Source organism: Paraprevotella sp. (assembly GCF_986071375.1).
Genome location: NZ_CFQRNQ010000015.1, coordinates 34,089 through 60,915, shown reverse-complemented (window position 1 = coordinate 60,915; position 26,827 = coordinate 34,089). Strand labels below are relative to the sequence as shown.

Here is a 26,827-nt window from a genome sequence, read left to right as displayed (position 1 = left end):
GATTCCTGGGTTTCAGACTGGGATTACAAGCTTATTCCTCTTTGATGGCAACGTGAAGCATAGTTGTTCACTTCCATGATGCACTCTTCGGCTTTCTTCTTGTCTGCGGCCTCCCAAGTTTTCGCGATGCTGTTCAGGATGTAGAGCTGTGTGAGGCATTCCCGTGACGATTGCAACAGTCGCGGCGTGCTCAGGCTCAGGTACCATTCCAAATATTCTTTCGCGTTTTGTCGTGCAGCTTCGAGCAATTTGCCTCCTTCTGCCTTATGGCCCAGTGACAACCACGCCCTGCCCAGTTCGATGGAATGTCCGTAGATGGCTTCGTGCGGGACGATGCTGCCCGGAATTTCTTCCTCAGCCCGTTGCAGCACTTTCAATGCCTTCTCTTTCTTTCCTTCTTTCAGCAGCTGTTGGGCCAGTTGGTTGAAGAGGCGGCGGTGTGTGTAGCACATGCGTATTACGGTCTCGTCGAGGTAGATGTCCGGATTCTCTTTCAATCCACCGTATTTGAACTTGTTCATCATGTTGTCGTACATCCTCTCGCTGTCGATGGTACGGCCGCTCTGTTTGGTGTCGAACGGCGTGATGCGGCAGGCAAGGCCTTCCTGTACGAAGTTGTCGCCCAGATGTCCGTAATTGTCGGGACCTACCGTCGTGGACATGTAGAGCGGGCGTTCCCAGTTGGCCTGTGAAATCATTTCCAACATCATCATCTCACTCTTGTAGACGGCGCGTTTGCCTTTGAGCGAGATGTGCATCACGTCGGGAATAGAATCGGCGGCAATCATCATGCCCGAGCGTTTCACGGCTTCCTTGTCCACCGTCACCACGATACTGTCGGTCGGGAAAATCTGCAAGTCCGGGTTGTCGTTCAATATCCAGTGCCGGATGATGTTCTTCAACTCATACGGGTTGTCGCCCAACATCTGTTTCAGGTCTTCCGGACTGTCTTTGTAATAGTCGATGACTTGCTGTAGGGCATCGGGTTGCACGGGGATGCCTTCGCGCGTGCCGGTGACGTATTGCAGACGGGTCCAACTGATGGGCAACGACGGCGAGTCGTAGGCTGGGCGGCGCATCTGGTCGATATACCAGTCTGTCTGCAGGTAACTCAAGTTGCAGACACGGGCATCGGTACGCACGCCTTCCGTTTCCTGGTTGTACCACAACGGGAAGGTGTCGTTGTCGCCGTTGGTGAAGATCACCGGATTGCCCTTGGCGTCCATGGAGTTCAGGTAGTTCTGTCCGAAGTCGCGGCAGGTGTAGCGTCCGCTGCGGTCGTGGTCGTCCCACGTCTGTCCGGCCATTTGTATGGGGACGAACAGGGCGAGCAGGCTGACCAAAGAGGCAGCGGTTTCCGGCACCTTGAGACGTTTCAGCCCGTCTACGATAGCGGCTACACCCATACCTACCCAAATGGCGAAGGCATAGAACGAACCGGCGTAAGCATAATCACGTTCACGCGGCTGCAACGGTGTCTGGTTGAGGTAGACCACAATGGCCAGACCGGTCATGAAGAACAGGAAGAAGACCACCCAGAACTGGCGTACGCCTTCCTGGTTCTTGTAAGCCTGCCAGAAGAGTCCGATGAGTCCCAACAACAGGGGCAGGCAGTAGAATACATTATGTCCCTTGTTCTCTTTCAGTTCGGTGGGCAGTTTGCTTTGGTCGCCCAGACGGGCATTGTCGATGAACGGAATTCCGGTCAGCCAGTTACCGTGTTCCAGTTCGCCATTACCCTGTATGTCGTTCTGCCGTCCGGCAAAGTTCCACATGAAATAACGCCAGTACATGAAGTTAATCTGGTAACTGAAGAAGAAACGCAGGTTTTCGCCTTGCGTCGGTACCTTTACCATTACCATTTGTCCGCATTGGTCGTAAGGCACTTGCTTGCCTTCCACGCCGCCCATCCAGTCTTCGTAAGCCCTGACGTGCTCGGGGCGGTCGGAATACATGCGCGGGAACACCATGTTCTGGGCATAGATTGGTTCCCTGTCGTAGTACACGATACGGTAAGCATCTTTCTCATCGGCGGAATGTTTCTCCACACGTTGGTAAATCGGTGCCCCTTCTTTATATTCCGGCATGCAGTAGCCGTCTTTGGTCTCTAACTGCACCTTTGAAGTGTAGGCCTGCCCGTAGAACAAGGGGCGGCTGCCGTATTGTTCACGGTTCAGGTATTGTCCCAACGTGAAGATGTCCTCAGGTGAATTTTGGTCCATCGGTGGATTTGCCGTGGAACGGATGACGATGACGGCGTATGTGGAATACCCGATCATGATCATCAGCATGCAAAGCAATGAGGTGTTCATGACGCGGGGGCTGATGAGCGGTTTTCCCTGTACCTTGCGGCTGAGGATGAAAGCCAGAATGCCCAAAACGATGACTCCGATGACGAAGCTGCTCCATCCGTATCCGTAGAAAGGAATACCCAACATGCCTACGGCTACCAGATAGGCGATATTCATGCGGCGACGGCTTTTCTGGACAAGCGTTTCACGGATAGCCCAAAGTACGGTGGCTATCAGGCAGAAAATATAGAAAATAAGACCGGTGTTGAACGGAAGTCCCAAAGTGTTGACGAAGAACAGCTCGAACCATCCGCCTACTTTCACGATGCCCGGTACGATGCCGTACAATACGGCGGCTACCAGGATAAAGGAAGCCACCAAAGCCCAAAGTGAACCTTTCAGGTTGGCATCGGGATTTTTCTTGTAATACCAAATGAGCACGATGGCCGGCAAACAAAGCAAGTTCAGCAAATGCACACCGATGGAAAGCCCTGTCAGGTAGGCAATCAGTACGAGCCAACGGTCGCTGTGAGGCTCGTCGGCATGTTCTTCCCATTTCAGGATGAGCCAGAACACCAATGCCGTAAACAAGGATGAATAAGCGTAAACCTCACCTTCTACGGCACTGAACCAGAATGTGTCGCTAAAAGTATAGACCAACGCGCCTACCAAACCGCTACCTTCGATGGTAATCAATTTGGCTGTTGTCATCTGGCTGTAGTCACTGCATACCAACTTGCGTGTCAGGTGCGTGATGCTCCAGAAAAGGAACAGGATACAACCGGCACTCATCAACGCCGACATCGTGTTGACCATCAGGGCTACTTGCGAAGGGTCGTTGGTAAATTGCGAGAACAAGTTGGCCGTAAGCATGAAGAAAGGCGCACCGGGCGGGTGTCCCACTTCCAGTTTGTAGCCGGTAGTGATAAACTCCGGACAGTCCCAGAAACTTGCGGTCGGTTCAATGGTGGAACAGTAAACCCACGCGGCAATAGCAAATGTAATCCATCCCAAAAGAGTGTTTACAAGTTTGAACTGTTTCATTGTTTTGCTGTTATTTGATTTTGTTTTTATCGGTCAAGTTGCAAAATTAGTAACTTTTTCCTTTTTGTACGGCTCTTTCCTGAATTTTAAAAGGTTTGTCGGCCGTTTTAACTATGTTTGTGACATTTTAGTACACGGTGGGGATAGTTGCCGTGTCCTACCAAATCTATGGGGCAGTTGAATTTGTCTTCGAGCCAACCTTCCGGCAATTCCGTATCTGGATGGTAGTCGAGGGTTTCGTTTACGCAGGCGATACTCTTCACATTTTGCAATACGGAGCCTAAGTCGTGACTGACAAGTATAATGGCACTTTCGCGGTTGATTTCTTCCAGTTGTTGGTAGAGTTGTGTTTCGAACCGCTTGTCAATATAAGTATTGGGTTCATCCAATATGACCACATCCGGTTGTGATATGATGGCCCGGCCGAGCAGGGCGCGTTGCAACTGGCCGCCGCTGAGACGGCCTATTGGGCGGTCGGCCAATGTGTCCAACCCCATGCGGCAGAGCATGTCCCGCGTGGCTTGGTGCTGTGCCTTGGAATAACGCTTCCAGAAGCTTTTCCGCAGTCCCGACAGCACGACCTCGTAGACCGAGATGGGGAAGTTCTTGTCTATTTTGTTGTATTGGGGCAGATAACCCATGCGGATGGAGGGGACGGGGCGGCCTTCACGGAAGAAGGTGACTGTTCCGGACATCGGTTTTTTCAATCCGAGAATCGTTTTGATTAAAGTGGTCTTTCCACCGCCGTTCGGGCCGATGACACCCAAAAAGTCATGGGTGTATACCGTCAGGTCGATGTCCCGTAAGACTTGTTTGCCGTCATATCCTACCTGAATCCGGTTTAATTGTATAAGTGGGGTTATTTTCATTGTGCGTGCAGTGTACGGGCTATTTTCAGCATTTCTTCTTTCCACTCGTAAGAGAGCGGGTTGATGTCTACGAGGTGCGTGCCGGTTTCTTTGGCTATGAGTTCCGCGTTTCTCCGGTCGAATTCCTGTTGGACGAAAATGGTGCGGACTTGTTTTTCTTTGCAAAGCCGGATGAGCCGGACGAGTTGTGCCGGGGACGGTTCCTTACCGTCGGTTTCTATGGCGATTTGCGTGAGTCCGTAGTCCTGTGCAAAATAGGTGAGCGTGGGGTGGTATATAAGGAATGCTTTGGGGTGCAGGCTGTCTACGAGCGTGTGTATGCTGTCTTCCGTGGCTTGCAGGTCGACCAGTGTCTGTTGCAGGTTCCGGCGGAATTGCCGGGCGTGTGCGGTATCAAGTTTGCAGAGCGCGGCACAGATGTTTTGTGCAATGGCCTTCATGCGAGCCGGCGAAGTCCATACGTGCGGGTCGGTTTCGTTTTCCGGTTTGTCGGGCGTGCCGTGATGATGCCCCTCTATGAGCTTGATGCCTTCCGAAGTCCGGACGAACGGGACTTCGGGTGACGTTTGCCGGAACCGGTCTGTCCAAGTACGTTCAAAGCCTAAATCGCCGATTGTGAAATAGACCAGACTTTGCCTGAGTTTCATCATCTGTTCGGGAGTCGGCTCGTAAGTCTCGGGGCTGCTGCCTTTCGGTACAAATGTTTCCACGTGGAATCCGTCGCCTGCAATGCGTTCTGTAATGTAACGCAACGGTTCGATAGATACGGTAATAACCGGTCGCTGTGTGCCTTTGTTGTCTGTACGGCCGGACGGTTTGCATCCGGTGAAAAAGCAAAGACATGCCACGAGGTAAAACAGGAAGGGAAGTAATCTCATTTGCATTAAAATAAAGTGACGGTATAAACTAAAATAGCGTAACGTACCAGTTTTCCAATCGTAATGGAAATCAGGCATATCAGCCAGTTGGCACGCATGAAACCCAATGCCACGGAAATGGCATCGCCGATGACGGGAACCACACACAAGATGCCGCCCACCCATGCGCCTTTCCGTTCCATCCAATGCTGTGCTTTCTCCACGCTTTCCCGTTTCACACGAAGGTATTTTTCTACCCATTCCATACGGCCGAGACGTCCGATGCTGTAATTGAACATGCTGCCGCCTACGTTTCCTATGGTGCCCCATACAAGCAGTAAGAGCGGATCAAGTCCGGCCAGTTGCAGGCCGACCATGACAGCTTCGGAACTGAACGGGAATACGCTGGCTGCCAGAAATGCCGCCAGAAACATGCCCCAATAGCCGTATTGTATCAGAAAGTCAACCATTGCGTCCATATATTCAGGAAAGATAAAGCTGCAAACATGAATAGGAACAAGATGAATACCGCATCGGTAAACCTTTTGCTTGTCAAGGCAAAGTAGTGGGACAGGATGGGAGCGGAGTTCATGACTAATAGCCCCAAAAGAACTTGGAAATGTACCGGTTGCAAGGCCATGAGCAGTACGATAAGAAGTTCTTGTGTGAGGATGAGATATAGAAACATTCTCGTGCGTATCTTGTCGTTAAAGCTAGTGCGTATGCCATGCAGGGCGGCAATGATGGTGAAAGCTATGACCAGTCCTATGGTGCTGATTTGTAAAAAGTCGAAATTCCGATAGTTCTCATAATATATCGGTTGGAAAAGGATAAGTTCCCGGAAATGTCCGGTGAACCGGCCGAAGTCTTCCGTATAAAGGAAGTATCCGGCCATGAACCAGTAAGGGAGAATCAAACCCGTCATGGCCGCCCAAAACGTACGCCACGTCAGCGAACGGAGGTAGACGGCGGTGTACCAAAGATAGAACGGGGCGAAGAAAAGCAGTTGCGGGAAAAACAAGCTGCCTATGCCGAGACAGAGAAATGAATGGAAAATCGGGCTTACGGCTTCCGTTTGCTGATAGGATTTGAACAGCAGGTAATAGGATGCCAACACGAGGCAAGAAACGATTAAGCCGTCTTGCAGGGGATGCAGGCAGAATATACACCCCGTCATCCACAGGTAAATGGACGGTGTCAGCCGGCTGCGGATACGGATGAGTGAATGGGCGTTGTTGGTTTCCACCCAGAAGTAGGCTGTCAGGCCGCAAACGCCCCATCCCAACAGGCGGTCGAGCGTATAGATTCCTTCCGCACACCACAGCAGTGTGGTGAGAAAAGCGGCTACGGGCAGTGTGAAATTGCTCGTAGCCACCTTGTTCTGGAACCTGTTACTCCTCATTTCGTTATAGGTCTTGACCGATGTCGGAGCGGAAATACTTCTTCTCGAACCGGATTTTCTGTGCCTGGCTGAAAGATTGCTTCAAGGCTTCTTCCTTATCCTGTCCGTAAGAGCTGACGGCGATGACCCGCCCACCGGCTGTAACCACCTGTCCGCCTTTCAGGGCCGTACCGGCATGGAAGACGATGCTGTCCTGTACGTCTTCGATACCCGTGATGGGGAATCCTTTTTCGTAGGCTTCGGGATACCCGCCGGATACCAACATGACACACACGGCACTGCGTTCGTCGATTTCCAGTGTCCGTCGGTCGAGGTCGCCTTGTGCCACGCCTTCCAGAAGGTCCACCAAGTCGCTCTTCACACGGAGCATGACACTTTCTGTTTCCGGGTCGCCCATGCGTACGTTGTATTCGATGACCATCGGTTCGCCTTCCACGTTAATCAGTCCGAAGAAGATAAATCCTTTGTAGTCGATTCCTTCTTCGGCCAATCCCTCTACCGTGGGGCGGATGATGCGGTCTTCGACTTTCTGCATCCATTCCGGGGTAGCGAACGGGACGGGAGATACGCTTCCCATGCCTCCGGTGTTCAGGCCGGTGTCATGTTCTCCGATTCGTTTGTAATCCTTGGCTTCCGGCAGGATTTTGTAGTTCCGCCCGTCAGTCAGTACGAATACGGAACATTCGATTCCGCTAAGGAATTCCTCTATGACAACCGATGAAGAGGCTGTGCCGAACATGCCGCCCAACATTTCTTTCAGTTCTTTGCGGGCTTCTTCCAGTGTGGGCAGGATGAGTACGCCTTTCCCTGCACAAAGTCCGTCGGCTTTCAGTACGTAAGGGGCTTTCAGGGTTTCCAAGAATTTCAGGCCTTCTTCCAACGTCTCCCCCGTGAACGTGCGGTAGGCGGCTGTCGGTATGCCGTGGCGTTGCATGAATGCCTTGGCAAAATCTTTGCTGCCCTCCAGTACGGCACCTTGTTTGGACGGCCCGATGACCGGGATGTCTTTCAGTTGGCCGTCGTTCTTGAAGAAATCATATACACCTTTGACCAAGGGGTCTTCCGGACCGACTACTACCATGTCCACGCCTTTGCTGAGGACAAATTGCCTGATGCCTTCAAAATCATCGGCTTTGAGCGGTACGTTTTCCCCCACACTGCCCGTACCCGCATTTCCGGGTGCGACGTACAGTTGGTCCACTTTCTTGCTTTGGGCGATTTTCCAGGCCAGAGCGTGTTCGCGCCCTCCGCTGCCTAACAGTAATATCTTCATATCCGATTGTTTTTATTTCAAATAGTCTTCAAAATATTGCGTGATGCGTTCGTGCAGGTGTATGCGGTCCTTTCCCATCATGTTATGTTCGTCGCCCGGATAAGTGAAGAAATCCGGTTGGGTGCCTGCGTCGATACAGGCACGCAGGAACGACAGGGAGTGTTGCGGGACGCATACCGGGTCGTTGTAACCGATGATGACTTGGAGTTTGCCTTTTAGGTTACCGGCCTTGAGTTTCAGGTTACTGCCTTTGTAGCCTTCGGGATTGTCCTGCGGACGGTCCATATAACGCTCGCCGTACATCACTTCGTAGTATTGCCAATCGATGACAGGTCCTCCGGCCACACCTACTTTGAATACGTCGGGATAAGTGAGCATGAGGTTGGTGGTCATGAAACCACCGAACGACCAACCGTGCACACCCATCCGGTCGGCGTCGACGTAAGGCAGTGATTTCAGGAACTTTACGCCTTCCATCTGGTCTTTCATTTCTTCTACGCCCAGATGCCGGAAGGTAGCGTTCTCGAAGGCCAACCCCCGATGTTCCGAGCCTCGGTTGTCGAGGATGAAGAGCAGGTAGCCTTTCTGTGCCATGTAGATTTCCCAACCGCGTGCCATATAATTCCGGCTCGCCTCCACGTTGTGGGCGTGCGGCCCGCCGTACACGTAGATTACGGTAGGATATTTCTTATCCGGGTCGAAATCCACGGGTTTCACCATCCGATAGTAGAGGTCGGTGGTGTCGTCGGCGGCCTTGATGCTCCCGCATGTAATTTCCGGCACGTTATAGTCTTTCCATGGGTTTTCGGCAGTCAGCAAGTTACGCTCTTTCCCGTTCCGGGTGTCTGTCAGGCTGATGCCGCGCGCCACGGTAGGGGAAGAGTAACGGTCTTCTACGTAAGTGCCGTTTGCATTCACGCTACCGTAGTGTACACCCTCACCGTTGTCCAGAAGGGTACGTTTGCCATCCTTTACGCGTACCTTATATATATTGGACTGCAACGGATGGATTTCGTTGCTGCAAAAAAGCAGGCTCTTTTCTTTCTGGTCAAAACCCAAGACTTCTTTCACCACCCATTCGCCGGAGGTCAACGGGGTGACCTTGACATGTTCTTCGCATGAGCCGCCTTGGAATGTCTTATGTCGTTGTGAAGCCTGTGGCTTGGACAGGTCGAACAAATAGAGATGGTTGTAACCGTCCCGTTGACTTTGATAAATAAACTTGGAACTGTCCCACGGCAGGAACTGTAGGCCGTGCATCGGTTCCACGTATTTGGGATGCTCCTCTTCGTATATCACGCCTTCCTTTTTACCCGTAGCTGCATCGTAACAAACCAATTCCGCGTGGTTTTGGTCGCGGTTCAGTTCGATCATGTATATTTTCCGGTTGTCCGGACTCCAAGAAATGTTCGTGAAATAACGGTCGGTGGGGTCTCCGGCTTGCAGCCATACTGTCTGGCCTGTGGCCGGCGTAAAGATGCCCACCGTCACTTTGTGCATCTTTTCTCCTGCCATCGGATATTTGCAGGGATAAGTGGTGGCTATGCGTGTCGTGATATCCACTTGCGGATAGTCGGGCACCATGCTTTGGTCCATCCGATAGAAAGCGAGCTGTTTCCCGTCCGGGCTCCAGAATGTTCCTTTGGTGATGCCGAACTCGTTACGATGTACGGCTTCACCATACACCAAGTCGTTGCTGCCGTCGGAAGACACGGCCATCGTTTGTCCCTCTTTCGTCGTGACATATAGGTTGTGTTGCCGTACGAAAGCCAGGCTATTGGAAGACGGGGAGCGGTCCAATGCCGTGGCATCCGCCGGATATTCCTGTTCCCATACCTTCTTTCCCGATTTGAAGTCTACTACAGTGTATATGGAGGTCGGTTTACCCCCGTTTTTTCCTTTTCCGGAAACGACGGTGGCTACCCATGGTTGTCCGCCATCGGGGAACTCCACATTGTAGCAGCTATGCACGACCGATGAGTCTTGCCCGGCTCCTAGCCATTGGTTCAGTTGCGATAAGGTGAACAGCACCTTCTTGCTTCCGTCCTTGGGGTTTATCTCATGGCAGCCGTCCAAGTCCGTATCCACCAACCGGTCGCCCCACCAAGCCGTGTACAGGTTTTGGGGCTGTAATTGATGGTATGTACTTCCTCCCGGAAGCAAATCATCCAACGTGAAACTCTTTTTTCCTTGTGCCATGGCGAGGATTGACAGTAATGAAATCACTATGAAAAGATTAATCTTCTTCATCATAGCGGTCGAATTTACGGTTTTTCCCGAATGGTTTCCGGTCGCGGTCGAACGACTTGTTCTTGCGGTCGAACGAGCGTTCTTTGCGTTCGAAAGTTTTTCCTTCGCGTTTAAACGGACGTTTTTCGTATGACGCTCCTCTGTCCTCGCGTTCTTCTCGCGGACGGCGGTCGAAAGGACGGTTTCCGCGTGACCGACTGTCGCGGTCGTCATAATCCCTTCTTCTGGGGGTGAAGTCTTCTTCGTCGTCATCAATGGCCCTTTTAAACTCGCGGTGCATTTTGAAACGTCGTTTTTCTGCCATTTGCCGACGCTCTTCATCGGTCTTGATTTCCTTGCCTTCGGCGCGTAATTCCTTGTATTTTCCACTGAATATTTGGTATTTGCGGAACTCGCATTCCAACGAACCGTTGTACAAAGGTATTTTGATGGACGGTTTCAGCCCTATTTCGTCAAAGCATTCTTCGCGGTAGCTCAGGACCCAGGCATCGTTGTCCAGGAACTGGTGTTTCAGCCGTTCGCCTATGGTCCGGTACAATCCCAGTAAGTCGGGTGTGGAGATGCGTTCGCCATACGGCGGGTTGGTGATGATGATACTTTTCTCGGCCGGTTGCGTAAACTTGTGGAAATCTTGTTGGGCTATTTCGATCTCTTTGCTCAGTCCGGCAGCTTTGACATTCCGTGTGGCGATGTCTACGGCGTTGCGGTTGATGTCGTAACCGTAAATCTTATGTGTGAATTCACGTTCTTGCGACTCGTCGTTGTAAATCCGGTCGAACATCTCTTTGTCGAAGTCCGGCCATTTCTCGAAAGCATACTCTTTGCGGAACACGCCCGGTGCGATGCCGCGGGCGATGAGTGCCGCTTCGATGGTTATTGTTCCCGAACCGCACATCGGGTCTATCAGGTCGCATTCGCCGTCCCAACCCGTCATCAGGATCATGCCGGCGGCCAATACCTCGTTCAACGGGGCTTCCACGGCTTCCTGCCTGTAGCCGCGCCGGTGCAATGATTCACCGGAACTGTCCAATGACAGCGTGCAGTCGTTTTCTGCGATGTGTATGTTCAGGCGCAAGTCCGGGTTTGTCACGCTGATGTTGGGGCGCGAACCGGTTTTTTCACGGAAGTAGTCCACGATAGCATCCTTTACCTTATAGGCTACGAACTTGCTGTGGCGGAACTCTTGTGAGAAGACCACGGAGTCTACGGCAAAACTGGTTTCATTGTTCAGATACTGGTTCCAGTCGATGGCCTTGACGGCATCATAAACCTGGTCGGCGGATTCCGCCTTGAAATGTTTGATAGGTTTAAGGATGCGGATGGCCGTGCGCAGGGCGAAGTTGGCGCGGTACATGAGTTCCTTGTCACCGGTGAAAGACACCATCCGGCGTCCGGTCTGGATGTTGTTTGCTCCTAAGCCGGTCAGCTCTTTGGCCAAAACATTCTCTAATCCCTGGAAGGTTTTGGCGATGAGTTCAAATTCAGTTTCCATTGTGTAAGTTTTGTTGGATAAATCGCTCATGCTCGGCAGACTCGAGCAAGCTCGGTCTGCGCTCGCTTACTCGCGATTTTCGATGGATGCTTGTTTGCTATTGGTTTATTTATATTTCTTTTGTACGAGTCGGGCGCCGGCGGGCACGTCCTCCGTCACCCAGATATTACCGCCTACTGTCGCGCCCCGGCCCACCGTGATGCGCCCCAGAATGGTGGCGTTGGAGTAGACAATCACGTCATCTTCTAAAATCGGGTGGCGCGGAATACCTTTGATGGGGTGTCCGTCGTCATCGAGCGGGAAGCTTTTGGCTCCGAGCGTGACTCCCTGATAGAGCTTCACGTGGTTGCCGATGATGCAAGTCGCCCCTATCACGACGCCCGTGCCGTGGTCGATTGTGAAATGGTGGCCGATTCGGGCGGCGGGATGGATGTCGATACCTGTCTCGGAATGTGCCATTTCCGTGATGATACGCGGAATCAAGGGCACGCCCAACAAAAGCAGTTCATGGGCGATGCGGTAATTGCTCAACGCCTTGATGATAGGGTAGCAACTGATAATTTCGCCGTAAGATTCGGCTGCCGGGTCGCCGTTGTAGGCCGCTTCCACATCGGTAGCCAACACTTCGCGCAAGGCCGGCAGGCGGCTGATGAACTGTCCGGCCAGGTCGATGGCCTTTTCGCGTTTGGTGTCGCATGCACAGTCGCCTGTTTCCTTGGCATCGAAGCACAGTCCGGCATGTATCTGTTCGGTCAGCAGGTTGTACATCCGCTCGATGTTGACTCCGATATGATAAGTGATGGTATGATGGTTGACCGTGGATTTCCCGTAAAATCCCGGGAAAAGGATGGCACGGCACAATTCGATAATTTCGTGCAGGACTTTTCCCGAAGGGAGGGGGTCTCCGTCTTGATGTTCATGAAACAAACCTTTCAGGGACGAGTCTTCGGATAATTCCGTGACGGTTTGCGCCAAAAGGTGAGTGAAATTCAACAGACTCATTAAATTTTAAAATGTGTGATATTCTCCGTGCAAAGATAAAAAAATCAGGCTTCCTTCCCAAAAAAAAGCCTGATTATTTGTCATGGGCGTATGCTTTGCCCCTATATTGCGGCGCGTCATGCTTCTTTCACGCTTTTCACCAGTTTGTATAGCTTGTCGTTCGGCCTTATTTTCTCCGGCACTTTGAACGACACGCGCATGCCTTTCCCTACGGTTTCCACCGGTTTCAGGTCGTAACGCACTTCTTCCAAATCCATAAACAACGCTCCTGTCGTGGGGCCGGTGACGAGCAGGCGGTCGCCCACGCTCATGTCCGCCGCTTCGATTTGGAACTCTCCCACGCCAAGTTTGGAGAAGTATTTGATGGCTTTGCCCACGTAGACTTTTTTTTCCGTGGCGGCCGAGCCGTAGTTCGTCGTCCATTCACCTAAAGTCTGCCCTTGGTAATACCCGTCCCAGAAACCACGGTTGAACACGCGGGCCAACCGCTCGTCCCATCCGTCTTTTTTCTCTTCGGTGAACGTCCCGTCCAACACGCTTTGTATGGCTTCCTGGTAGCAGCCCACGACGGTGGCCACGTATTCCGGCCCCCGGGCACGTCCCTCTATTTTGAACACGCGTACGCCTGCTTCCATCATCCGGTCGATGAAACGTACGGTCTTCAAGTCCTTCGGGCTCATGATGTATTTGTTGTCGATTTCCAGTTCCGTACCCGTTTCGCGGTCTTTCACGATGTAGCCCCGGCGGCAGATTTGCATGCAGGCTCCGCGGTTGGCTGACCGGCCCGTGTTGTCCAGACTGAGGTAACATTTCCCGCTGATGGCCATGCAGAGTGCGCCGTGACAGAACATCTCGATGCGTATCAGCTCTCCGCCCGGACCGCAAATGCGTTGTTCCTCTATTTGCCGGTGTATGTCGGCCACCTGCGTCATATTCAGTTCGCGGGCCAACACCACGACATCGGCAAATTGGGCATAGAATTTTAAGGCTTCGATGTTGCTGATGTTCAACTGGGTGGACAGGTGTACCTCCTGCCCTATCTGCCGGCAGTACATCATGGCGGCTACGTCCGAAGCAATGACAGCGGAGATGCCGGCTTCCTTGGCCGCATCTATGATGGTACGCATCAGCGGAAGGTCCTCGCCATAGATGATGGTGTTTACCGTCAGATAGCTCTTGATGCCGTGTGCGGCACAAGTTTGTGCCATTTCCTTCAGGTCGTCGATGGTGAACGTACTGGCCGAATGCGCCCGCATGTTCAGGTTTTCGATGCCGAAGTATATGGAGTCGGCTCCGGCTTTGATGGCTGCGGCCAATGATTCGCGCGAGCCTACCGGTGCCATGATTTCAAAATCTTTTCTCGTCATGGTGTGGGGTTTTGTTTGCAAAGATACGCCCTTTTCCCGATATACCGGAGACGCGGTAGTGTTTTTTGCTTTTTTACGCTCTCTTTGGGCTTTCTTTGCCGTTTCCTTAAAAAGGTTGCCGACCTTTGCTTCCCGCGAAGGTCGGATTCGGTTCGGCAAAGCCAAATAAGAAAACTCCGTTTTCATTTGCCTCTGCTCTCGCCTTTCACTACCTTTGCACCCATGAAAATAGGAAATGTGGAGTTCGGGCCTTATCCCGTGTTTCTGGCCCCGATGGAAGATGTGACGGACATCGGTTTCCGTCTCTTATGCAAGCGTTTTGGCGCGGCGATGGTATATTCCGAGTTTGTGGCGGCAGATGCCTTGGTGCGCATGGTGAACCGTAGTTTGGAGAAACTGGCGGTGTGCGACGACGAGCGTCCCGTGGCCATCCAGATTTACGGCAAGGAACCGGGCCCGGTGGCCGATGCGGCCCGTATCGTGGTGGAACGTGCCCGTCCCGACGTGCTCGACTTGAATTTCGGTTGCCCCGTGAAGCGCGTGGCGGGTAAGGGAGCCGGGGCCGGCATGTTGCAGAACATTCCCAAGATGTTGGAAATCACGCAGGCCGTGGTGGATGCCGTGGACATTCCCGTCACGGTGAAAACCCGTCTGGGATGGGACGAAAGCAGTAAGGTGATTGTGGATTTGGCCGAACGCCTTCAAGATTGCGGCATCCGGGCTTTGACCATACACGGCCGTACCCGGGCGCAGATGTACACCGGCGAGGCGGACTGGACGCTCATCGGGGAGGTGAAAAACAACCCGCGCATGACGATTCCCATCATCGGGAACGGCGACATAACCTCGCCTGAACGCGCCCGTGAGTGTTTCGACCGTTACGGGGTGGATGCCGTCATGGTGGGGCGTGCCACTTTCGGCCGCCCGTGGATTTTCAAGGAAATCACGGATGTCTTGAACCCGGGAAGCGCGTCGGCCGCGCACGAAGCCGTGAAGAGCGGCTATCCGGTGATGAGTGCGGATTGGAAAATAGACGTGCTCAAGGAGCAGGTGCTCACTAGCGTACGCCGCATCGACGAATACCGGGGCATCCTGCACAGCCGCCGCCATCTGGCCGCTTCGCCCGTGTTCAAGGGAATCCCCAATTTCCGTGAGACGCGTATCGCCATGTTGCGTGCCGAAACGGTGGACGAGCTTTTCGCCATTCTGGAGCGTGCCCGCGAGGCGGTGAGGCGGGTTAGTCCATGTGATGCCGGTCTATAGCTGTGAATCTAACCATGTATTGTATTTGGCTATGATTTCCATCCCTACCGACATGATGTTGTGGGCCATATTTTGACTGGCTTTTAAGGCTGCTTGGGCAGAGGGCTGTTTCTGCATTTCGCACAGTGTACGCAGGTCGTCCTCGCTTACGTGGTCTGTATAAGCGTTCAACATGCAGGTCTTCATATTCTCTTTGACGTAGTCGATCATCTTTTCTATGAGGTCGGCATTCGGTATTTCCGGACTGTCCCCGTTCTGCGGAATCATGTTGTTCAGTTGGGAGAGGACATTGTCTATGGTGGCTTGTGCGTCCGAAATCGTATAATATTCTTCAAACCATTTCCTGTAAGTATCAGTACATGCTTTGGGGGATACGGTTTCCGGTTTTTCTCCGGTTAAGATGACTTCCATCCCTTGGCTTATACTTTCTTCTATAACGGATGAAGATGAAGCTGTCAATACATGTTGCATGGCTATGCGTACCTTTTCGTCTTTCAGCCTTGCGGCATAATCTTTCAACTGTTCCAATGACACTTCTTTTCGGAAATAGGGTGAGAGTAAATCAGCGAGGTCTTTTTTGAATGCGCCTTTAAAGTACTTCTGCGTCATTTCCCGGGCTGCTTGCTCTTTTTCTTCCTCGCTCATTTTTTTGAACTCTGATTTGTCCGATTCTTGTATTTTCTCTTGAGCCATTGGAATGAAAGCCAATTGGTAATCATTAAACTTATCCATACTTCCACTGTATTCCATTATTTGGATGAGTAGTTGTCCATATTCGTCTGTTTTCTCTTCAGGAGTGTCCTGCGATGTCTTTTGATTGCCACATGCTATGTTTGTTCCACATAATAGGATGAGCAGCAACATGAAAACTGTTTGAAAATTCCTCTTTTTCATTTTTCTTATTTTTAGTGGTTAATTGTATTGGGTTTATTCTTTTTGGGAGAGTTGCTCTTTTAATGCTTGTATCAGTTTGTCTTTTTCGTTGGGACGAGGAGCATTCTTGGTGACGAGCCGCCCCGCCTTGTCGAAGATGGCGTAAGAGGGATAACCGCCGTTCAAGAGTATGTTTTCTACGGCTTCCTGTTGTGTGCCGGGCAGGTTGTAGTGTACGGTTTGCGCCCCTACTGAGCCGTATTCCTTGATGATTTGCCGCCATGCGTCGTCCGGTGTACGGTTGGCCAAATAAAGGAATACGACGTCGCGCCCTTTCATGGCTTCTTTGATGGCCGGGACGAAGTCACGCATGTGCCCCTTGCACGGGCCGCACCATCCGCCCCAGATGTCGGCATAAACCACCTTGCCGCGATAGGGGGCGAGGATGCGTTGCAGGATTTCGTTCCCGTCGGTCAGTCCGGCCACAATGTCGTTGCTTTTCAGCGAACCTTGGTAGTCGAAGGGCGTTTGCAGTTGGCGGGTGTAGAAGTCTTGCCGCCGGGCGACGGCCTCGCGCAACACGGGAGTTTGGATATGCGCCATGGTTTCGCGCATCAACGGTTCCGGAAAGGGGGTATGGTCACGTTCCAATGCCTCCCATGCCATCAAGGTTCCGGCAAGGTCTTTCTGGAAGCGGGTCCATGTGGAAGACGCAAGGAGTTCCTGGTATCTTAACAATTCCGCGTTTCCGATGATTCGGGGCTCCCGTTCCCGAAATACCGGAAACTGGTGTATTTCTCTCGCAATCTTGAAATGGTTTTCATTATATGCCTGCATGGCCGTGCTGTCAGCCGGATTGTCGCGGGAGAACTTTCGTCCCATGTCCACCGTCCGGTCTATGAGTTGCAAAAGCGTGTCGGGGAGGTGCAAGTCTTCTTGCCAGGGCAACACTTGCTGTAACTTCTCCAAGTCTATCATGACGGCAAAACGGACGAGAAACTGTTGGTACTGATAGTAAACGGATTGTTGCAGGAAGCCGTGGTAGTCGGGGAAGATGGTGTAGGGTACGGGTGGTATGGCATGGCATAAGGAATCAATGGCTCGTACGATTTCCGGGGAGAGACGCTTTTCGCCGAAATCCGAAAGGTTGTAGCGTTGGTAGGCGAGACGGTGGAGGGCGCTGTAACGGATTTCTTCTTCTTTCAGTGTGCGGTAACGCCGGGACAGGTTGGGGTGTTTGCCGATGAGGCTGTCTAATTGCCGTTCACGGCGTGCCAGTTCGTGCCGTACCTCGTCAAGGCAGGTACGGTTGACTACCGAGTGGATGTCCCTTTCGGTCGGAGAGAATACGTCTAAATTCATTCCGACAGCCAACAGTTCGTTGCTCGTCCGTGCATCTTCCCCCATCAGTATAGGGGAACGGCCGTCCATGTACAGGTAATAGTCTTGTTCCGGATTGAGCAGTAGCGTGAACGTGTGCCCCGCGATGCGGCAAAGGGCTTGTGCCGGTCCAAAGGTTGGAAAGCGCAACCGGAAACGTCCGAGTGAGTCGGTTTGTGTCTGGAATTTGGGATATTCGGTGAGTTGGGGCATGGAACAGGTAAAAGTGGCATGCTCCATACTGGGCAGATAACCGCACAATGTGACGCTGTCTTCCCGGTAACTGCATGGTTGCGGCGGCGTGTCGTCAGCTGGCAGGTAGGAAAGGATGCCTTTCGCGCTGTCCCACAGCCGGTAGGTCTGTGCCTTTCCGTCGTTGACGGCGATGGTGCAAACGGAGTCGTTTCGGTAGCGGATTTCCAGTTGCAAGGTTTCTTTGCCGCTTCGTAAGGTGACGGCGGTTTTCTTTCTGCCTTCCTTGACGGAGGCATATTGCCATTGCCGTGCGTCGTGTACGGCAAAATCTTTGAAGAAGCCCCATTCCCACGCGCCGGTCGCGGCGTTAAGCCAGCAGGCATCGCGGTCGGTTTGTGCCTGTATGCCTACGGCGGCGTAGAACAAGAAAAGGAATAAAACAGCTTTTTTCATGGTGTATTTATCGATTGAGTTGTATTTCCAATGCCACTAAAAGGAAGAACAGGGCGTTACGGTTATTCGGATTTCCGTTTCAGTATCACGCGGCTGTAGTTTCTTGTGGGGCTTTGTCCCGCTATAAACGCTTGGTTTTCGTCCAGTTCACCGATGAGGTCGCCCAATTCGAACTCCAAAGTCTTGTTTTCAGGATTGAAAGTGATCGTAGCTTGGTACTCAGCCATTTCGCTATAGCCGTCTAACACAGTGATGAATGCCTTGTTGCCGATGACTTCGTTGAGAGTTATCTTGTTTTCGGATACTCGCTGTGGTGAAGTGGTGGAAAGGTTCATCCATCCGTCGGCTGTTCCGCCATCTCCTTTCACGGAGTTGGCGTTGTAGAAATCAAGCTTGAGAGTGACGACGGCGGCTGGTATGTCATCATCATAGTAGTCGTTGTGGATCATTTCATCGGTCCAACTCCAAGTGCCGCGGAAAGGTTGCGAGTAGTCTTCTTCTGTGACATCCGTCGTCTTTTCAGTAGGAGCGTCAGCTTCGACCATTTCGGCTGTGGGCTCGTTAGCGGTTTCGGGTTTATTACCGGATTCATCTCCGTTTTCAGGTGTTGTCCGGTTCGAGATACGGTCGAGTGTGAATGTCACGGGGAAGATATAACCGTATCCTCCACATTCCAATTCAGGCGTATCTTCGTTACCTACGGTGATGTCTATTTTTGCGCTGTCCGTCCGGAGGAAAAGCGTGGTCGGCACGATGATATCTTTGTTTTCCAATTCGTCCCACCATGTCAGTTCGAGCCTGGCCGTATTGCCCTCCACCTGGACAGAAGCCACGTCGAAACTGATAGAGAAGAACCCCATCTCTTCTTTGCTACCGAAATAGAATGTGCCTTTTGTGGAATCGCCTTTGAGGTCGAGGATGAGTTCGGCGGCTTCGGATTCGTTGTCGAATCGCCATGTACCCGAGAATTTTTCCTTAGCGGAAGAACCACAGAAAGCCATGCAAATTGCTGTAACGAGGATGGCCAAAGCGATACCATCGTAAAGGAGGATCTTGTTCCTTTGCGAAGGGCGGGATTGGGGAACGCTGTTTTCGGTATCCGGAGTGTTCGTATGGGGTGTGTACAGGGAGGTGTCTGTTTGGGCTTCGAGGGTAATGGGAGCGGTTACAGTTGAGTTCTCATCTTGTGCATTGGTTTCCTCTACGAGGCGCCCCGCATGGATGTTGACCCATCCGAGGATACGCAGCACGAACTGCATGACAGACCAATAAAGCATAATGAGGCCGAAGACCAGTACCTCAAGCCCTATGGCAAAAACGGTACCCTTGATTTGACGGGAGATTTCATCGAAGCCCGTGTACATAAGGTTGTTGAAATCTATACCTTTCGTAAAGAGAAGAATGCTGACCACTATGACGGCGGCAGCTACGAACGGCATCCAAATCAAGTTGATGTTGTATACGGCGGATTTGCGTAGCTGCTCGGCACCTTTGAGAGCCGGTTTGCTCCACGTCGCTTCTTCACGGAGTTCTTCAAAAGCCGATTTGAGAAGGATTAGCGAGATTATCGTGCATACGAAAGCGCCGAACCGAAATAACCAACCGAAAATGACAGGTAGGAAAGAGGCCGGGAAGAGCAATAGGGTGGCTGTGATTTCAAAACCGCAAGCAGTGGAGATGCGTCCCACCATGGCAGATGCCTCGTAATTCTTTTGTATCGCCTTAAAGCCATTCAGTCCGACGAGGTACAAGATGTAGCCTATGATAGTCAGGGTTTGTGCGCTGAGAGTGAACGGTTTTAAAGGCAATTCTTCCTCGCTAGCCGTTTTCAGCAAATCGTTGGCAGTGTCTATGGCAATGGAAGCCGTTTGTAGGATGCCGGCCACCCAACCGGCTATGGCTACGATGATAACTCCCGTCAGGATGAGGCGGGTATGTTTGGTCCAAATTTCGTTGTTGTACATACGGATAAGGTATTAATAAATAAGGTATAAAAAGGAAAGTTATTTCAATCGGAAATGGACGGGGAGGGTGTATTTCACCCTAACTGGTTTGCCTTTCTGCTTGCCGGGTGTCCACTTGGGCATGGAGGATACTACCCTGAGGGCTTCTTTGTCGAGAGAGGAATCCACGCTTTTGGTCACTACGGTGTTGCTGATGCTCCCGTCTTTCTCCACGCAGAATTGCACGAGAACCCGGCCTTGTATTCCGTTTTCCATAGCTATTGTGGGATACTTCACATTACGGGCGAGGTAGGACATGCAAGCAGACAACCCTCCCGGAAACTCCGGCATTTGTTCCACTATGTTATAGATGTTCTCGTCTTTCTCTGTCTCCGAGGGCTGCTGTTCCGTACTGGGGATTTCCGTATCCGCAATGGCGTCCTCCACGATGTTCTGGATTTCTGGTAATGCGGGTGGAGGAGATACCGTTTCGGCTTTTTGGGCGGCTTCGCGCCTTTCGTTTTCCAAAATCCGTGCCAATGCCTCGTCATGGATAAAGAAACCGTTGAACGAGGATGGTGCATAGCCTTTGAAAGCCGACACGATGTCGAACTTGAACGATTTGCCTTCCGTGATGGCCGGGAAGATGTAAGCCCCGGCTATCTGTACCCGGTTGTTGGGAAGCAGGTACATCATATTGATGGTATGGGAAGAAGATGACTGGGCCGCCTTGCCGTAGATGCGGAATTTGTAGCCGCCTGATGACGGACCGAGACAGAGGATTTGCGTGACGTGCCAATAGCGGTCCACTCCGGCATCGGTCTTGTGAGGTACTTTCACGGGATACGCCTTGGCGGGCAGTTTTACGGTAGTTTGTGCATGGCTTCCGAAGGTAACGATAAAAAGCCCCACCAATGATACGAAAGCTACAATTGTCTTTTTCATAAGTTTCATCAGTAAATGTGAAAGAATTGATTCCCAAACATGCTGTAAAGGTAGTGATTTTTCTCAAATGGAAGTATGCTGAAGTATATTATTTTTGCAATATGCCTGTTTTTCACCATTTACGTACCCCCTAAAATACTTTTGTTATTCCTTTGTTAGTCGACCCGGTAGAGGCTTTGTGCCATGGGTTTGGCATGATGATGGAAGAAGGTGTTGTGGCCTATTGCGGCTTACTCAGGTGCGGGATTTTTCCTGCACCTGAGTTTAAGTTACTCGTCTAAGAGGGCGTGTTTATACCTTTTCTTCTTTGGCCTTGAAAGCCAAAGCGTACATTTTCATTTGTTTGAGCATGGCCACCAGACCGTTGCTCCGGGTAGGCGAAAGATGCTCTTTCAGTCCGATGCGGTCGATGAAGTAAAGGTCGGCATCGAGAATCTCTTGCGGGGTATGTCCGCTCAACACCCGCACCAACAAGTCCACAATACCTTTTACAATCAGCGCGTCGCTTTCGGCTCGGAACACGACCCGTCCCTCCCGGTAGTCGGCTTGCAGCCATACCCGGCTTTGGCAACCGTCTATCAGGTTCTGTTCTGTCTTGTACTCTTCGGGGAGCGGTTCCTGCCCGCTGCCCATGTCGATGAGCAACTGGTATTTGTCCATCCAGTCGTCGAAGCCGCTGAACTCTTCGATGATTTCGTCTTGTACTTCGTTAATCGTTTCCATTTTATTGGTTTTCGTTATAAATCACTTGGATTACCGTCTGTCCCACAGCTTTCAGTACCTGTCGGTCTATGTGCTCCATATTGTCGTTTACCGTGTGCCACGTAGGGCCGAACCCGGACGGGGCATCGGTAAAGTAAGGGATAATATCGATGCACGGGATACCGGCTATCTCGTTGACCGGTACGTGGTCGTCGGTGATATACCCCCCGTCACGCATAGGGAAGAATTGCCCGTATCCTAATTGGGCGGCCGTGTTCCAGACCAAATCGACGACTTGTGAGGCATATCTTTGGGAATATCCTTCTTTGGAGAAAGTACTGCCTCGCCCGCCGACCATGTCCATCAAGATGCCGAAGCGTGCCTGATAACCGTATACATGCGGGTTGGCCGCCCAATATTGCGAGCCGAGGCACCATGACGAAGCGTCTCCGGCTTGGTCGGACCATTGCGGCACGCCGTAATCTTCCGCATCGAAACAGATAAAGTCGATTCCTATTTCAACGGGATGGAGTTGGATGAGCCGTGCCATTTCCAACATGACGGCCACATCACTGGCTGCATCGTTGGCAGCCAACACCGGTTTGTGCCAGTTGGCAGAGTCCGGGTCGTTGTCGGCCCACGGACGGCTGTCCCAATGCCCGCAAACCAGTATGCGTGCCTTTGCATCGGGGTTATAAGATGCGATGATGTTACGGGCTTTCAGGACCGTACCGTCGTATGCTTTCACGTCTGCATATTGGTCGGTGACGGTCGCGCCGAAACTTTTGAATTTCCCGGCAATGTACGTGCCGCAAAGACGGTGGGCTTCCGTGTTCGGTACGCGAGGCCCGAACGCGCATTGTGCAGCCGTATAGGCGAAAGCACTGTCTGCATTGAATTCCGGTGCGGCAGCCATAGGAATGCTGTCGGTTGTGCCTGTCCCGTTTCCGGTTTTATGCCCGCAAGCCGTACAGACGGATAGAAAAACACCGAGGACTGTGCTCCATTGCAAGTTTAAAATCGTTCTTTTCATGAATCTGTTTTGCTTATTCTGTTTTCCGGTCAGCAAGTCCTGCTGTCTTGTACGAGTTGCATGACCCTTAGGAAATTTCCTCCCCAGATGCCGGCTATGTCCGTGTCATTGTACCGCTCGGCTAACAGGCGGCGGGTGAAGTTGATGGCTTCCGCTGCCGATGCGCATCCCGGTATTCCTCCGTCACCGTCGAAGTCCGTCCCGATGCCTACATGCTCTACGCCCATGATGTTTACCATGTGGTTCAGGTGTTCTATGGCATCGAGGATGGAAGCCTCACCGTCTTCGCGCAAGAAACCTTTATAGAGAGTGACTTGGGCCACTCCGCCTTTTCGGGAGAGTGCCTTCATCTGTTCGTCGGTCAAGTTGCGCGGTACGTTGCACAAGGCACGGCAAGACGAATGGGAGCAGACGATGGGAGTGGTACTAAGTTCCAGCGCATCGTAAAAGCTGCTTTCCGCTCCGTGGGAGAGGTCCACCATCAATCCCAAGCGGTTCATTTCTTGCACGACCTCACGGCCGAATGCACTGAGTCCGCCGTGCTCTCCTTTCCCTCGCGCCGAGTCGCAAATATCGTTGTCACCGTTATGGCATAAAGTCATGTACACGATACCCCGGTCACGGAAGTGGCGCAGGCGGGAGAGGGCTTTCCCGATGGCGTATCCGTTTTCGATGCCCAACATGATGGCTTTCTTGCCGGCATTTTTCAAACGTAGCAAATCGGATGGGGTGTAAGCGATGTCCACAGCCGTACAATGGGCTGCCGCCATTTCTTCTATTTGTGTCAGTATGCGGTCGGCTTTCGCAGTGGCGGCCTGCAAAGCCTCGTCCGTCCGTTCGCCTTGTGCCAGATAGGCCACCATGATCGTGGCATCCAACCGGCCTTCCGTCATTTTGTGGAGGTCGACGAGGATGTTCGGGTCCCGTTGGTCGAAATGGATGGCTTTGTGGAAAAACATGGGGGTATCGCAATGGCTGTCCAACGTCAGCATCTTCCGGTGAAGGGTTTTGGCTTCGCGGAAAGAACCGGCTTCTTCACATAGCCACCGGAACAAGGGCATCATGCTCTCGTCTTGCCGCAGGATGAAGCATTCGGGATGCCATTGCACGCCCAATACCGATTTATATTCCGCCGACTCTACTGCTTCGATAACACCGTCCGGCGACGTGGCGCAAACCCGCAGGAGAGGACCCGTCTCCTTGACGGCCTGATGGTGGAAAGAATTGACTGCGACCGGTGCCTCGCCAAATAAGCGGCGTAAAACCAAGCTGTCGGCGGTAGGCTGTATGGTATGTGACGCATACCTTCGGTCCAGTTGTTGGTCGTGTCCGAGCAGTTGCCGGTCCGGCTGTTGGCTGTAGATGTCCTGATAGACAGAACCGCCCAATGCCACGGTGAGCATTTGTATACCCCGACAGATACCCAACATCGGAATCTGCCGGTCGTAAGCCAGACGGATAAGCAGCAGTTCGGCCAAATCACGTTTGTAGTTGACACTGTGCAGTTGCGGAATCGGTTCTTCACCGGTAAACAGCGGGTTCAGGTCGCCTCCGCCCGAAAGCAAAAGGCCGTCTACATGCTCCAGCACATTGGCCAACGCATCCCGGTCCTCAAAAGGAGGGATGATGACCGGAGTGGCTCCCGCTTTCAGTACGGATTCAAAATAACCTTCGGCCAGTTCGCACCCCTTTTCTCCGAAATTGCCCGTAATGCCGATTACAGGTTGTTTTTTATATCCCGGGAAGCGGTTGTGGTATTGGCCGTAAGCGGTTTCCCAGTCGAAGTAACCGGAACTCATGAGGGTTATTTTTTATTTAAAACGATAGGAATTTCTTTATTGATGCTCTGTTCCAGTGAAATTAAGGTTTCGGTGGAGATTACTCCCGGAATTTCTTGCAGCTTGTTGTTCAACAGTTCCATCAGATGGGCATTGTCGCAAGCATACAGCTTGATGAGCATAGTGTAAGGTCCGGTGGTGAAATGGCATTCCACGACTTCCGGAATGTGGTTCAGTTCCTCTACTACGCGTTTGTACATCGAACCGCGTTCGAGAATGACACCCACGTAGGTACAGGTGCTGTAACCCAATGTCTTGGGGTCTACGTGGTAGCCCGAACCAACTATGACACCGAGGTCGATGAGGCGCTGTACCCTTTGGTGGATGGCCGCACGTGATACGCCGCATTCCGCAGCCACATCTTTAAATGGAATACGTGCATTTCCCGTAATGATTTCCAGAATTTTCTTATCTAAATTGTCTATCTTCTCCATAGGTTGTTTTTTATATTGATTGGACATTTTGTAAGCAAATATAGCCGTTTTTCTGCAAACTGCATGCAGCTTTAACAAAAAAAGACGCCAAAACATGTTTTTGGCGTCTTTTTATAGAGAATAGTTCACTTATTTTTCAATTTCCAACAGCTCAACCGTAAAAATCAATGCGGAGAAGGGTGGAATTTTGCCGGCTTCGCGTGAGCCGTAACCCAGTTCCTGTGGAATGTAGATTTCCCATTTGGAACCTACCGGCATTTGGGTAAGTGCTTCCGTCCAACCTTTGATGACTTGGTTGCAACCAAAAGTGGCCGGTTGTTTACGTTCGTATGAACTGTCAAAAACCGTACCGTCTACCAAACGTCCTTCGTAGTTCACTTTTACTTTGGAGGTGGCGGTAGGAACCTCACCGTTGCCTTGGGTCAATACCTTATATTGCACTCCCGAAGGCAAAGTCCGTACGCTGTCCTTTTTGGCGTTGGCTTTCAGGAAAGCTTCACCGGCACGGCGGTTGTCGCCATACTTGCGTTCCATGTTCGCGTCATGGTAATACTTCATTTGCTTCTGGGCCACTTCCTCTGCTTTTTGCAAACTCATGTCCGTTGGCAGACCTGCTAGCATCTTGCCGAACCCGTCCAAAAAGAGGTCCCGGTTGAGGGTCTTCACGGAGTCGTTCCCTGCTATCTGTCTGTCTATGCCCGGGATGACTTGTTCCTCTACCTGTTGGCGAATCTGCAATCCGGCACTGTATGCCTGCAACTTTTTGCGTTCGGCTTCCGAGAGCGAAGCGTTGAAACCTTCGATGAAGTTTGCCATATAGGCGGTGTCCACGTTCATACGGCTGGTGACGTAGTTTTTCAGCCCCTGCGTGTTAGCCATGCCCATGGCATAACTGAACGTGTCTACGGAACATGTGTCCACCCGGACTGTTTCCGCTTTCTTGGCTTTCTTGTTTTTTCTCTTTGCGCTGCCGTCGAAGCAGGCGAGGACAGCCAAGGAAAGGACCGCATATTTCAATCCGTTCATTTTCCGGTTTTATTTTTTGATGCTCAGCAATTCGATTTTGAATTTCAAGGCAGAGAACGGCTTGATTTGGCCGGCTTCTCTTTCAGCGTATGCCTGATCCTGCGGGATATATACCATCCATGTCGAACCGACGGGCATGTGGGTCAAGGCTTCAGTCCACCCCGGAATCACTTGGTTGCAACGGAATGTGGCCGGGCTCTTGCGTTCGTATGAGCTGTCGAACACCGTGTCATTGATAAGCTTGCCTTCGTAGTTTACTTCCACGCGGCTGGTGTCTGCCGGAATTTCACCGTTACCTTCTTTGATGACTTCGTAATATACACCGTTGGCCAGTTTCTTGATACCGGCTTTCTTGGCGATGTTCGCCATGAACTCTTCTCCGGCCTTTTTATTGTCGCCGTAAGTCTTTTCAAGGCTCTTGGCTTTCACTTCCTTCATTTTGGTCTGAGCCAGTTCCTGTGCTTGTTCGAGGGTCATTTGGCCGCCTTTTTCCATCACGCCGGCAATGAAGCCTGCCAAGAAATTCTGCAAGCTGATGGTTTGGGTAGAGTCGTTGCCGAACACTTCGTAGTTGATGCCCTTGATCATTTGCTGGCTCACTTGTTGGCCGATTTGGATACCGGCATAGTAAGCTGTTTTTTTCTTGTCGTCGCCAGCGTTGGCACCTTCGTTCAGGCCTTTTACGAATTCAGCCAAATAAGTGGTGTCCACTCCGAGACGGTTTACCAAATAAGGCTTCAGTCCTTGGGTCTGCGCCATACCGATGGAATAACTCAAAGAGTCCACATCCGTTTTCATGTCTGCCTTCGGAGCCGAAGAAGAACAAGAAGAAATGAGTGCTGCCAAGCCGGCAGCCGCGATAATACCTGTTTTTTTCATTGTTGTTACTATGAAT

Annotated in this window: 21 protein-coding genes; 1 reads left to right on the top strand and 20 read right to left on the bottom strand. The window is 51.7% G+C overall.

The genetic code is table 11. From position 1 onward, the window contains the following. Positions 1-23: 23 nt before the first annotated feature. From AC5RDV_RS09370 to AC5RDV_RS09325, 10 genes are all read right to left on the bottom strand, one after another. Positions 24-3,335, bottom strand: a complete 3,312-nt coding sequence (locus AC5RDV_RS09370; protein ID WP_282746904.1) for a DUF2723 domain-containing protein — start codon at positions 3,333-3,335, stop codon at positions 24-26. A gap of 107 nt (positions 3,336-3,442) precedes the next feature. Continuing rightward, the gene (locus AC5RDV_RS09365; protein ID WP_282746903.1) at positions 3,443-4,204 is read right to left on the bottom strand and encodes a metal ABC transporter ATP-binding protein; all 762 of its coding nucleotides are present in this window, start codon (positions 4,202-4,204) and stop codon (positions 3,443-3,445) included. Beyond that, the gene (locus AC5RDV_RS09360; RefSeq protein ID WP_282746901.1) at positions 4,201-5,082 is read right to left on the bottom strand and encodes a metal ABC transporter solute-binding protein, Zn/Mn family; all 882 of its coding nucleotides are present in this window, start codon (positions 5,080-5,082) and stop codon (positions 4,201-4,203) included. Before AC5RDV_RS09360 ends, AC5RDV_RS09365 begins: the two co-directional genes overlap by 4 nt. A 5-nt stretch (positions 5,083-5,087) precedes the next feature. Further along, complete coding sequence (locus tag AC5RDV_RS09355) at positions 5,088-5,540, bottom strand: YqaA family protein (protein WP_008627860.1); 453 nt, start codon at positions 5,538-5,540, stop codon at positions 5,088-5,090. After that, complete coding sequence (locus AC5RDV_RS09350; RefSeq protein WP_008627859.1) at positions 5,516-6,463, bottom strand: hypothetical protein; 948 nt, start codon at positions 6,461-6,463, stop codon at positions 5,516-5,518. Before AC5RDV_RS09350 ends, AC5RDV_RS09355 begins: the two co-directional genes overlap by 25 nt. 4 nt (positions 6,464-6,467) lie before the next feature. Further along, positions 6,468-7,736, bottom strand: a complete 1,269-nt coding sequence (gene purD / locus AC5RDV_RS09345) for a phosphoribosylamine--glycine ligase (protein ID WP_282746899.1) — start codon at positions 7,734-7,736, stop codon at positions 6,468-6,470. Between the two features lie 12 nt (positions 7,737-7,748). Beyond that, positions 7,749-9,989: a S9 family peptidase gene (locus AC5RDV_RS09340; RefSeq protein WP_282746898.1), complete on the bottom strand. Its 2,241-nt coding sequence runs from the start codon at positions 9,987-9,989 to the stop codon at positions 7,749-7,751. Further along, positions 9,973-11,478 (bottom strand): THUMP domain-containing class I SAM-dependent RNA methyltransferase, encoded by a 1,506-nt coding sequence (locus AC5RDV_RS09335; protein WP_040602891.1) that lies wholly within the window; start codon positions 11,476-11,478, stop codon positions 9,973-9,975. The genes AC5RDV_RS09340 and AC5RDV_RS09335 overlap by 17 nt, the downstream gene beginning before the upstream one ends. Positions 11,479-11,583: 105 nt before the next feature. Continuing rightward, positions 11,584-12,480, bottom strand: coding sequence for a serine O-acetyltransferase (locus AC5RDV_RS09330; protein WP_008627850.1), 897 nt, complete (start codon positions 12,478-12,480; stop codon positions 11,584-11,586). A gap of 116 nt (positions 12,481-12,596) precedes the next feature. Beyond that, on the bottom strand, positions 12,597-13,847 hold the full coding sequence (locus AC5RDV_RS09325; RefSeq protein ID WP_282746896.1) for a peptidase U32 family protein: 1,251 nt from the start codon (positions 13,845-13,847) through the stop codon (positions 12,597-12,599). A 222-nt stretch (positions 13,848-14,069) separates the two neighbouring features. On the opposite strand from AC5RDV_RS09325, the gene dusB reads away from it, so the two are divergent. After that, the gene (gene dusB, locus AC5RDV_RS09320; protein WP_130893744.1) at positions 14,070-15,110 is read left to right on the top strand and encodes a tRNA dihydrouridine synthase DusB; all 1,041 of its coding nucleotides are present in this window, start codon (positions 14,070-14,072) and stop codon (positions 15,108-15,110) included. Here the strand turns inward: dusB and AC5RDV_RS09315 are convergent. From AC5RDV_RS09315 to bamJ (AC5RDV_RS09270), 10 genes are all read right to left on the bottom strand, one after another. Beyond that, positions 15,105-16,004, bottom strand: coding sequence for a hypothetical protein (locus AC5RDV_RS09315; protein ID WP_008627845.1), 900 nt, complete (start codon positions 16,002-16,004; stop codon positions 15,105-15,107). The genes dusB and AC5RDV_RS09315 overlap by 6 nt on opposite strands. 33 nt (positions 16,005-16,037) lie before the next feature. Next, positions 16,038-18,011, bottom strand: coding sequence for a TlpA family protein disulfide reductase (locus AC5RDV_RS09310; protein WP_282746893.1), 1,974 nt, complete (start codon positions 18,009-18,011; stop codon positions 16,038-16,040). Positions 18,012-18,073: 62 nt separating this feature from the next. Next, entirely contained in the window at positions 18,074-19,975 is a 1,902-nt protein-coding gene (locus AC5RDV_RS09305; RefSeq protein WP_282746892.1) for a hypothetical protein, read from the bottom strand. Between the two features lie 39 nt (positions 19,976-20,014). Further along, positions 20,015-20,899: an energy transducer TonB gene (locus AC5RDV_RS09300; protein ID WP_282746889.1), complete on the bottom strand. Its 885-nt coding sequence runs from the start codon at positions 20,897-20,899 to the stop codon at positions 20,015-20,017. A 291-nt stretch (positions 20,900-21,190) separates the two neighbouring features. Beyond that, on the bottom strand, positions 21,191-21,622 hold the full coding sequence (locus AC5RDV_RS09295) for a SufE family protein (RefSeq protein ID WP_008627839.1): 432 nt from the start codon (positions 21,620-21,622) through the stop codon (positions 21,191-21,193). A 1-nt stretch (position 21,623) separates the two neighbouring features. Continuing rightward, complete coding sequence (locus AC5RDV_RS09290; RefSeq protein ID WP_428387519.1) at positions 21,624-22,634, bottom strand: M28 family peptidase; 1,011 nt, start codon at positions 22,632-22,634, stop codon at positions 21,624-21,626. A 29-nt stretch (positions 22,635-22,663) separates the two neighbouring features. Further along, complete coding sequence (locus AC5RDV_RS09285) at positions 22,664-24,433, bottom strand: membrane dipeptidase (RefSeq protein WP_282746885.1); 1,770 nt, start codon at positions 24,431-24,433, stop codon at positions 22,664-22,666. Between the two features lie 5 nt (positions 24,434-24,438). Beyond that, entirely contained in the window at positions 24,439-24,906 is a 468-nt protein-coding gene (locus AC5RDV_RS09280; protein ID WP_021979496.1) for an Lrp/AsnC family transcriptional regulator, read from the bottom strand. 129 nt (positions 24,907-25,035) lie between these two features. Continuing rightward, positions 25,036-25,932 carry a BamJ family beta-barrel-assembly machinery protein gene (gene bamJ, locus AC5RDV_RS09275; RefSeq protein WP_008627828.1) on the bottom strand — a complete coding sequence of 299 codons (897 nt, stop codon included), beginning with the start codon at positions 25,930-25,932 and terminating at the stop codon, positions 25,036-25,038. Between the two features lie 9 nt (positions 25,933-25,941). Next, positions 25,942-26,811: a BamJ family beta-barrel-assembly machinery protein gene (gene bamJ / locus AC5RDV_RS09270; protein WP_040602888.1), complete on the bottom strand. Its 870-nt coding sequence runs from the start codon at positions 26,809-26,811 to the stop codon at positions 25,942-25,944. Positions 26,812-26,827: the final 16 nt, after the last annotated feature.

Excerpts from the sequence above, each read along its gene's own strand:
- AC5RDV_RS09355 (WP_008627860.1), bottom strand. The coding sequence starts at position 5,540 with ATGGACGCAATGGTTGACTTTCTGATACAATACGGCTATTGGGGCATG.
- AC5RDV_RS09340 (WP_282746898.1), bottom strand. The coding sequence starts at position 9,989 with ATGATGAAGAAGATTAATCTTTTCATAGTGATTTCATTACTGTCAATC.
- purD (WP_282746899.1), bottom strand. The coding sequence starts at position 7,736 with ATGAAGATATTACTGTTAGGCAGCGGAGGGCGCGAACACGCTCTGGCC.
- AC5RDV_RS09360 (WP_282746901.1), bottom strand. The coding sequence starts at position 5,082 with ATGAGATTACTTCCCTTCCTGTTTTACCTCGTGGCATGTCTTTGCTTT.
- AC5RDV_RS09330 (WP_008627850.1), bottom strand. The coding sequence starts at position 12,480 with ATGAGTCTGTTGAATTTCACTCACCTTTTGGCGCAAACCGTCACGGAA.
- dusB (WP_130893744.1), top strand. The coding sequence starts at position 14,070 with ATGAAAATAGGAAATGTGGAGTTCGGGCCTTATCCCGTGTTTCTGGCC.
- AC5RDV_RS09310 (WP_282746893.1), bottom strand. The coding sequence starts at position 18,011 with ATGAAAAAAGCTGTTTTATTCCTTTTCTTGTTCTACGCCGCCGTAGGC.
- AC5RDV_RS09370 (WP_282746904.1), bottom strand. The coding sequence starts at position 3,335 with ATGAAACAGTTCAAACTTGTAAACACTCTTTTGGGATGGATTACATTT.
- AC5RDV_RS09290 (WP_428387519.1), bottom strand. The coding sequence starts at position 22,634 with ATGAAAAGAACGATTTTAAACTTGCAATGGAGCACAGTCCTCGGTGTT.
- AC5RDV_RS09350 (WP_008627859.1), bottom strand. The coding sequence starts at position 6,463 with ATGAGGAGTAACAGGTTCCAGAACAAGGTGGCTACGAGCAATTTCACA.
- AC5RDV_RS09285 (WP_282746885.1), bottom strand. The coding sequence starts at position 24,433 with ATGAGTTCCGGTTACTTCGACTGGGAAACCGCTTACGGCCAATACCAC.
- AC5RDV_RS09300 (WP_282746889.1), bottom strand. The coding sequence starts at position 20,899 with ATGAAAAAGACAATTGTAGCTTTCGTATCATTGGTGGGGCTTTTTATC.
- AC5RDV_RS09325 (WP_282746896.1), bottom strand. The coding sequence starts at position 13,847 with ATGACGAGAAAAGATTTTGAAATCATGGCACCGGTAGGCTCGCGCGAA.
- AC5RDV_RS09335 (WP_040602891.1), bottom strand. The coding sequence starts at position 11,478 with ATGGAAACTGAATTTGAACTCATCGCCAAAACCTTCCAGGGATTAGAG.
- AC5RDV_RS09280 (WP_021979496.1), bottom strand. The coding sequence starts at position 24,906 with ATGGAGAAGATAGACAATTTAGATAAGAAAATTCTGGAAATCATTACG.
- AC5RDV_RS09295 (WP_008627839.1), bottom strand. The coding sequence starts at position 21,622 with ATGGAAACGATTAACGAAGTACAAGACGAAATCATCGAAGAGTTCAGC.
- bamJ (WP_040602888.1), bottom strand. The coding sequence starts at position 26,811 with ATGAAAAAAACAGGTATTATCGCGGCTGCCGGCTTGGCAGCACTCATT.
- AC5RDV_RS09365 (WP_282746903.1), bottom strand. The coding sequence starts at position 4,204 with ATGAAAATAACCCCACTTATACAATTAAACCGGATTCAGGTAGGATAT.
- bamJ (WP_008627828.1), bottom strand. The coding sequence starts at position 25,932 with ATGAACGGATTGAAATATGCGGTCCTTTCCTTGGCTGTCCTCGCCTGC.
- AC5RDV_RS09305 (WP_282746892.1), bottom strand. The coding sequence starts at position 19,975 with ATGTACAACAACGAAATTTGGACCAAACATACCCGCCTCATCCTGACG.
- AC5RDV_RS09315 (WP_008627845.1), bottom strand. The coding sequence starts at position 16,004 with ATGAAAAAGAGGAATTTTCAAACAGTTTTCATGTTGCTGCTCATCCTA.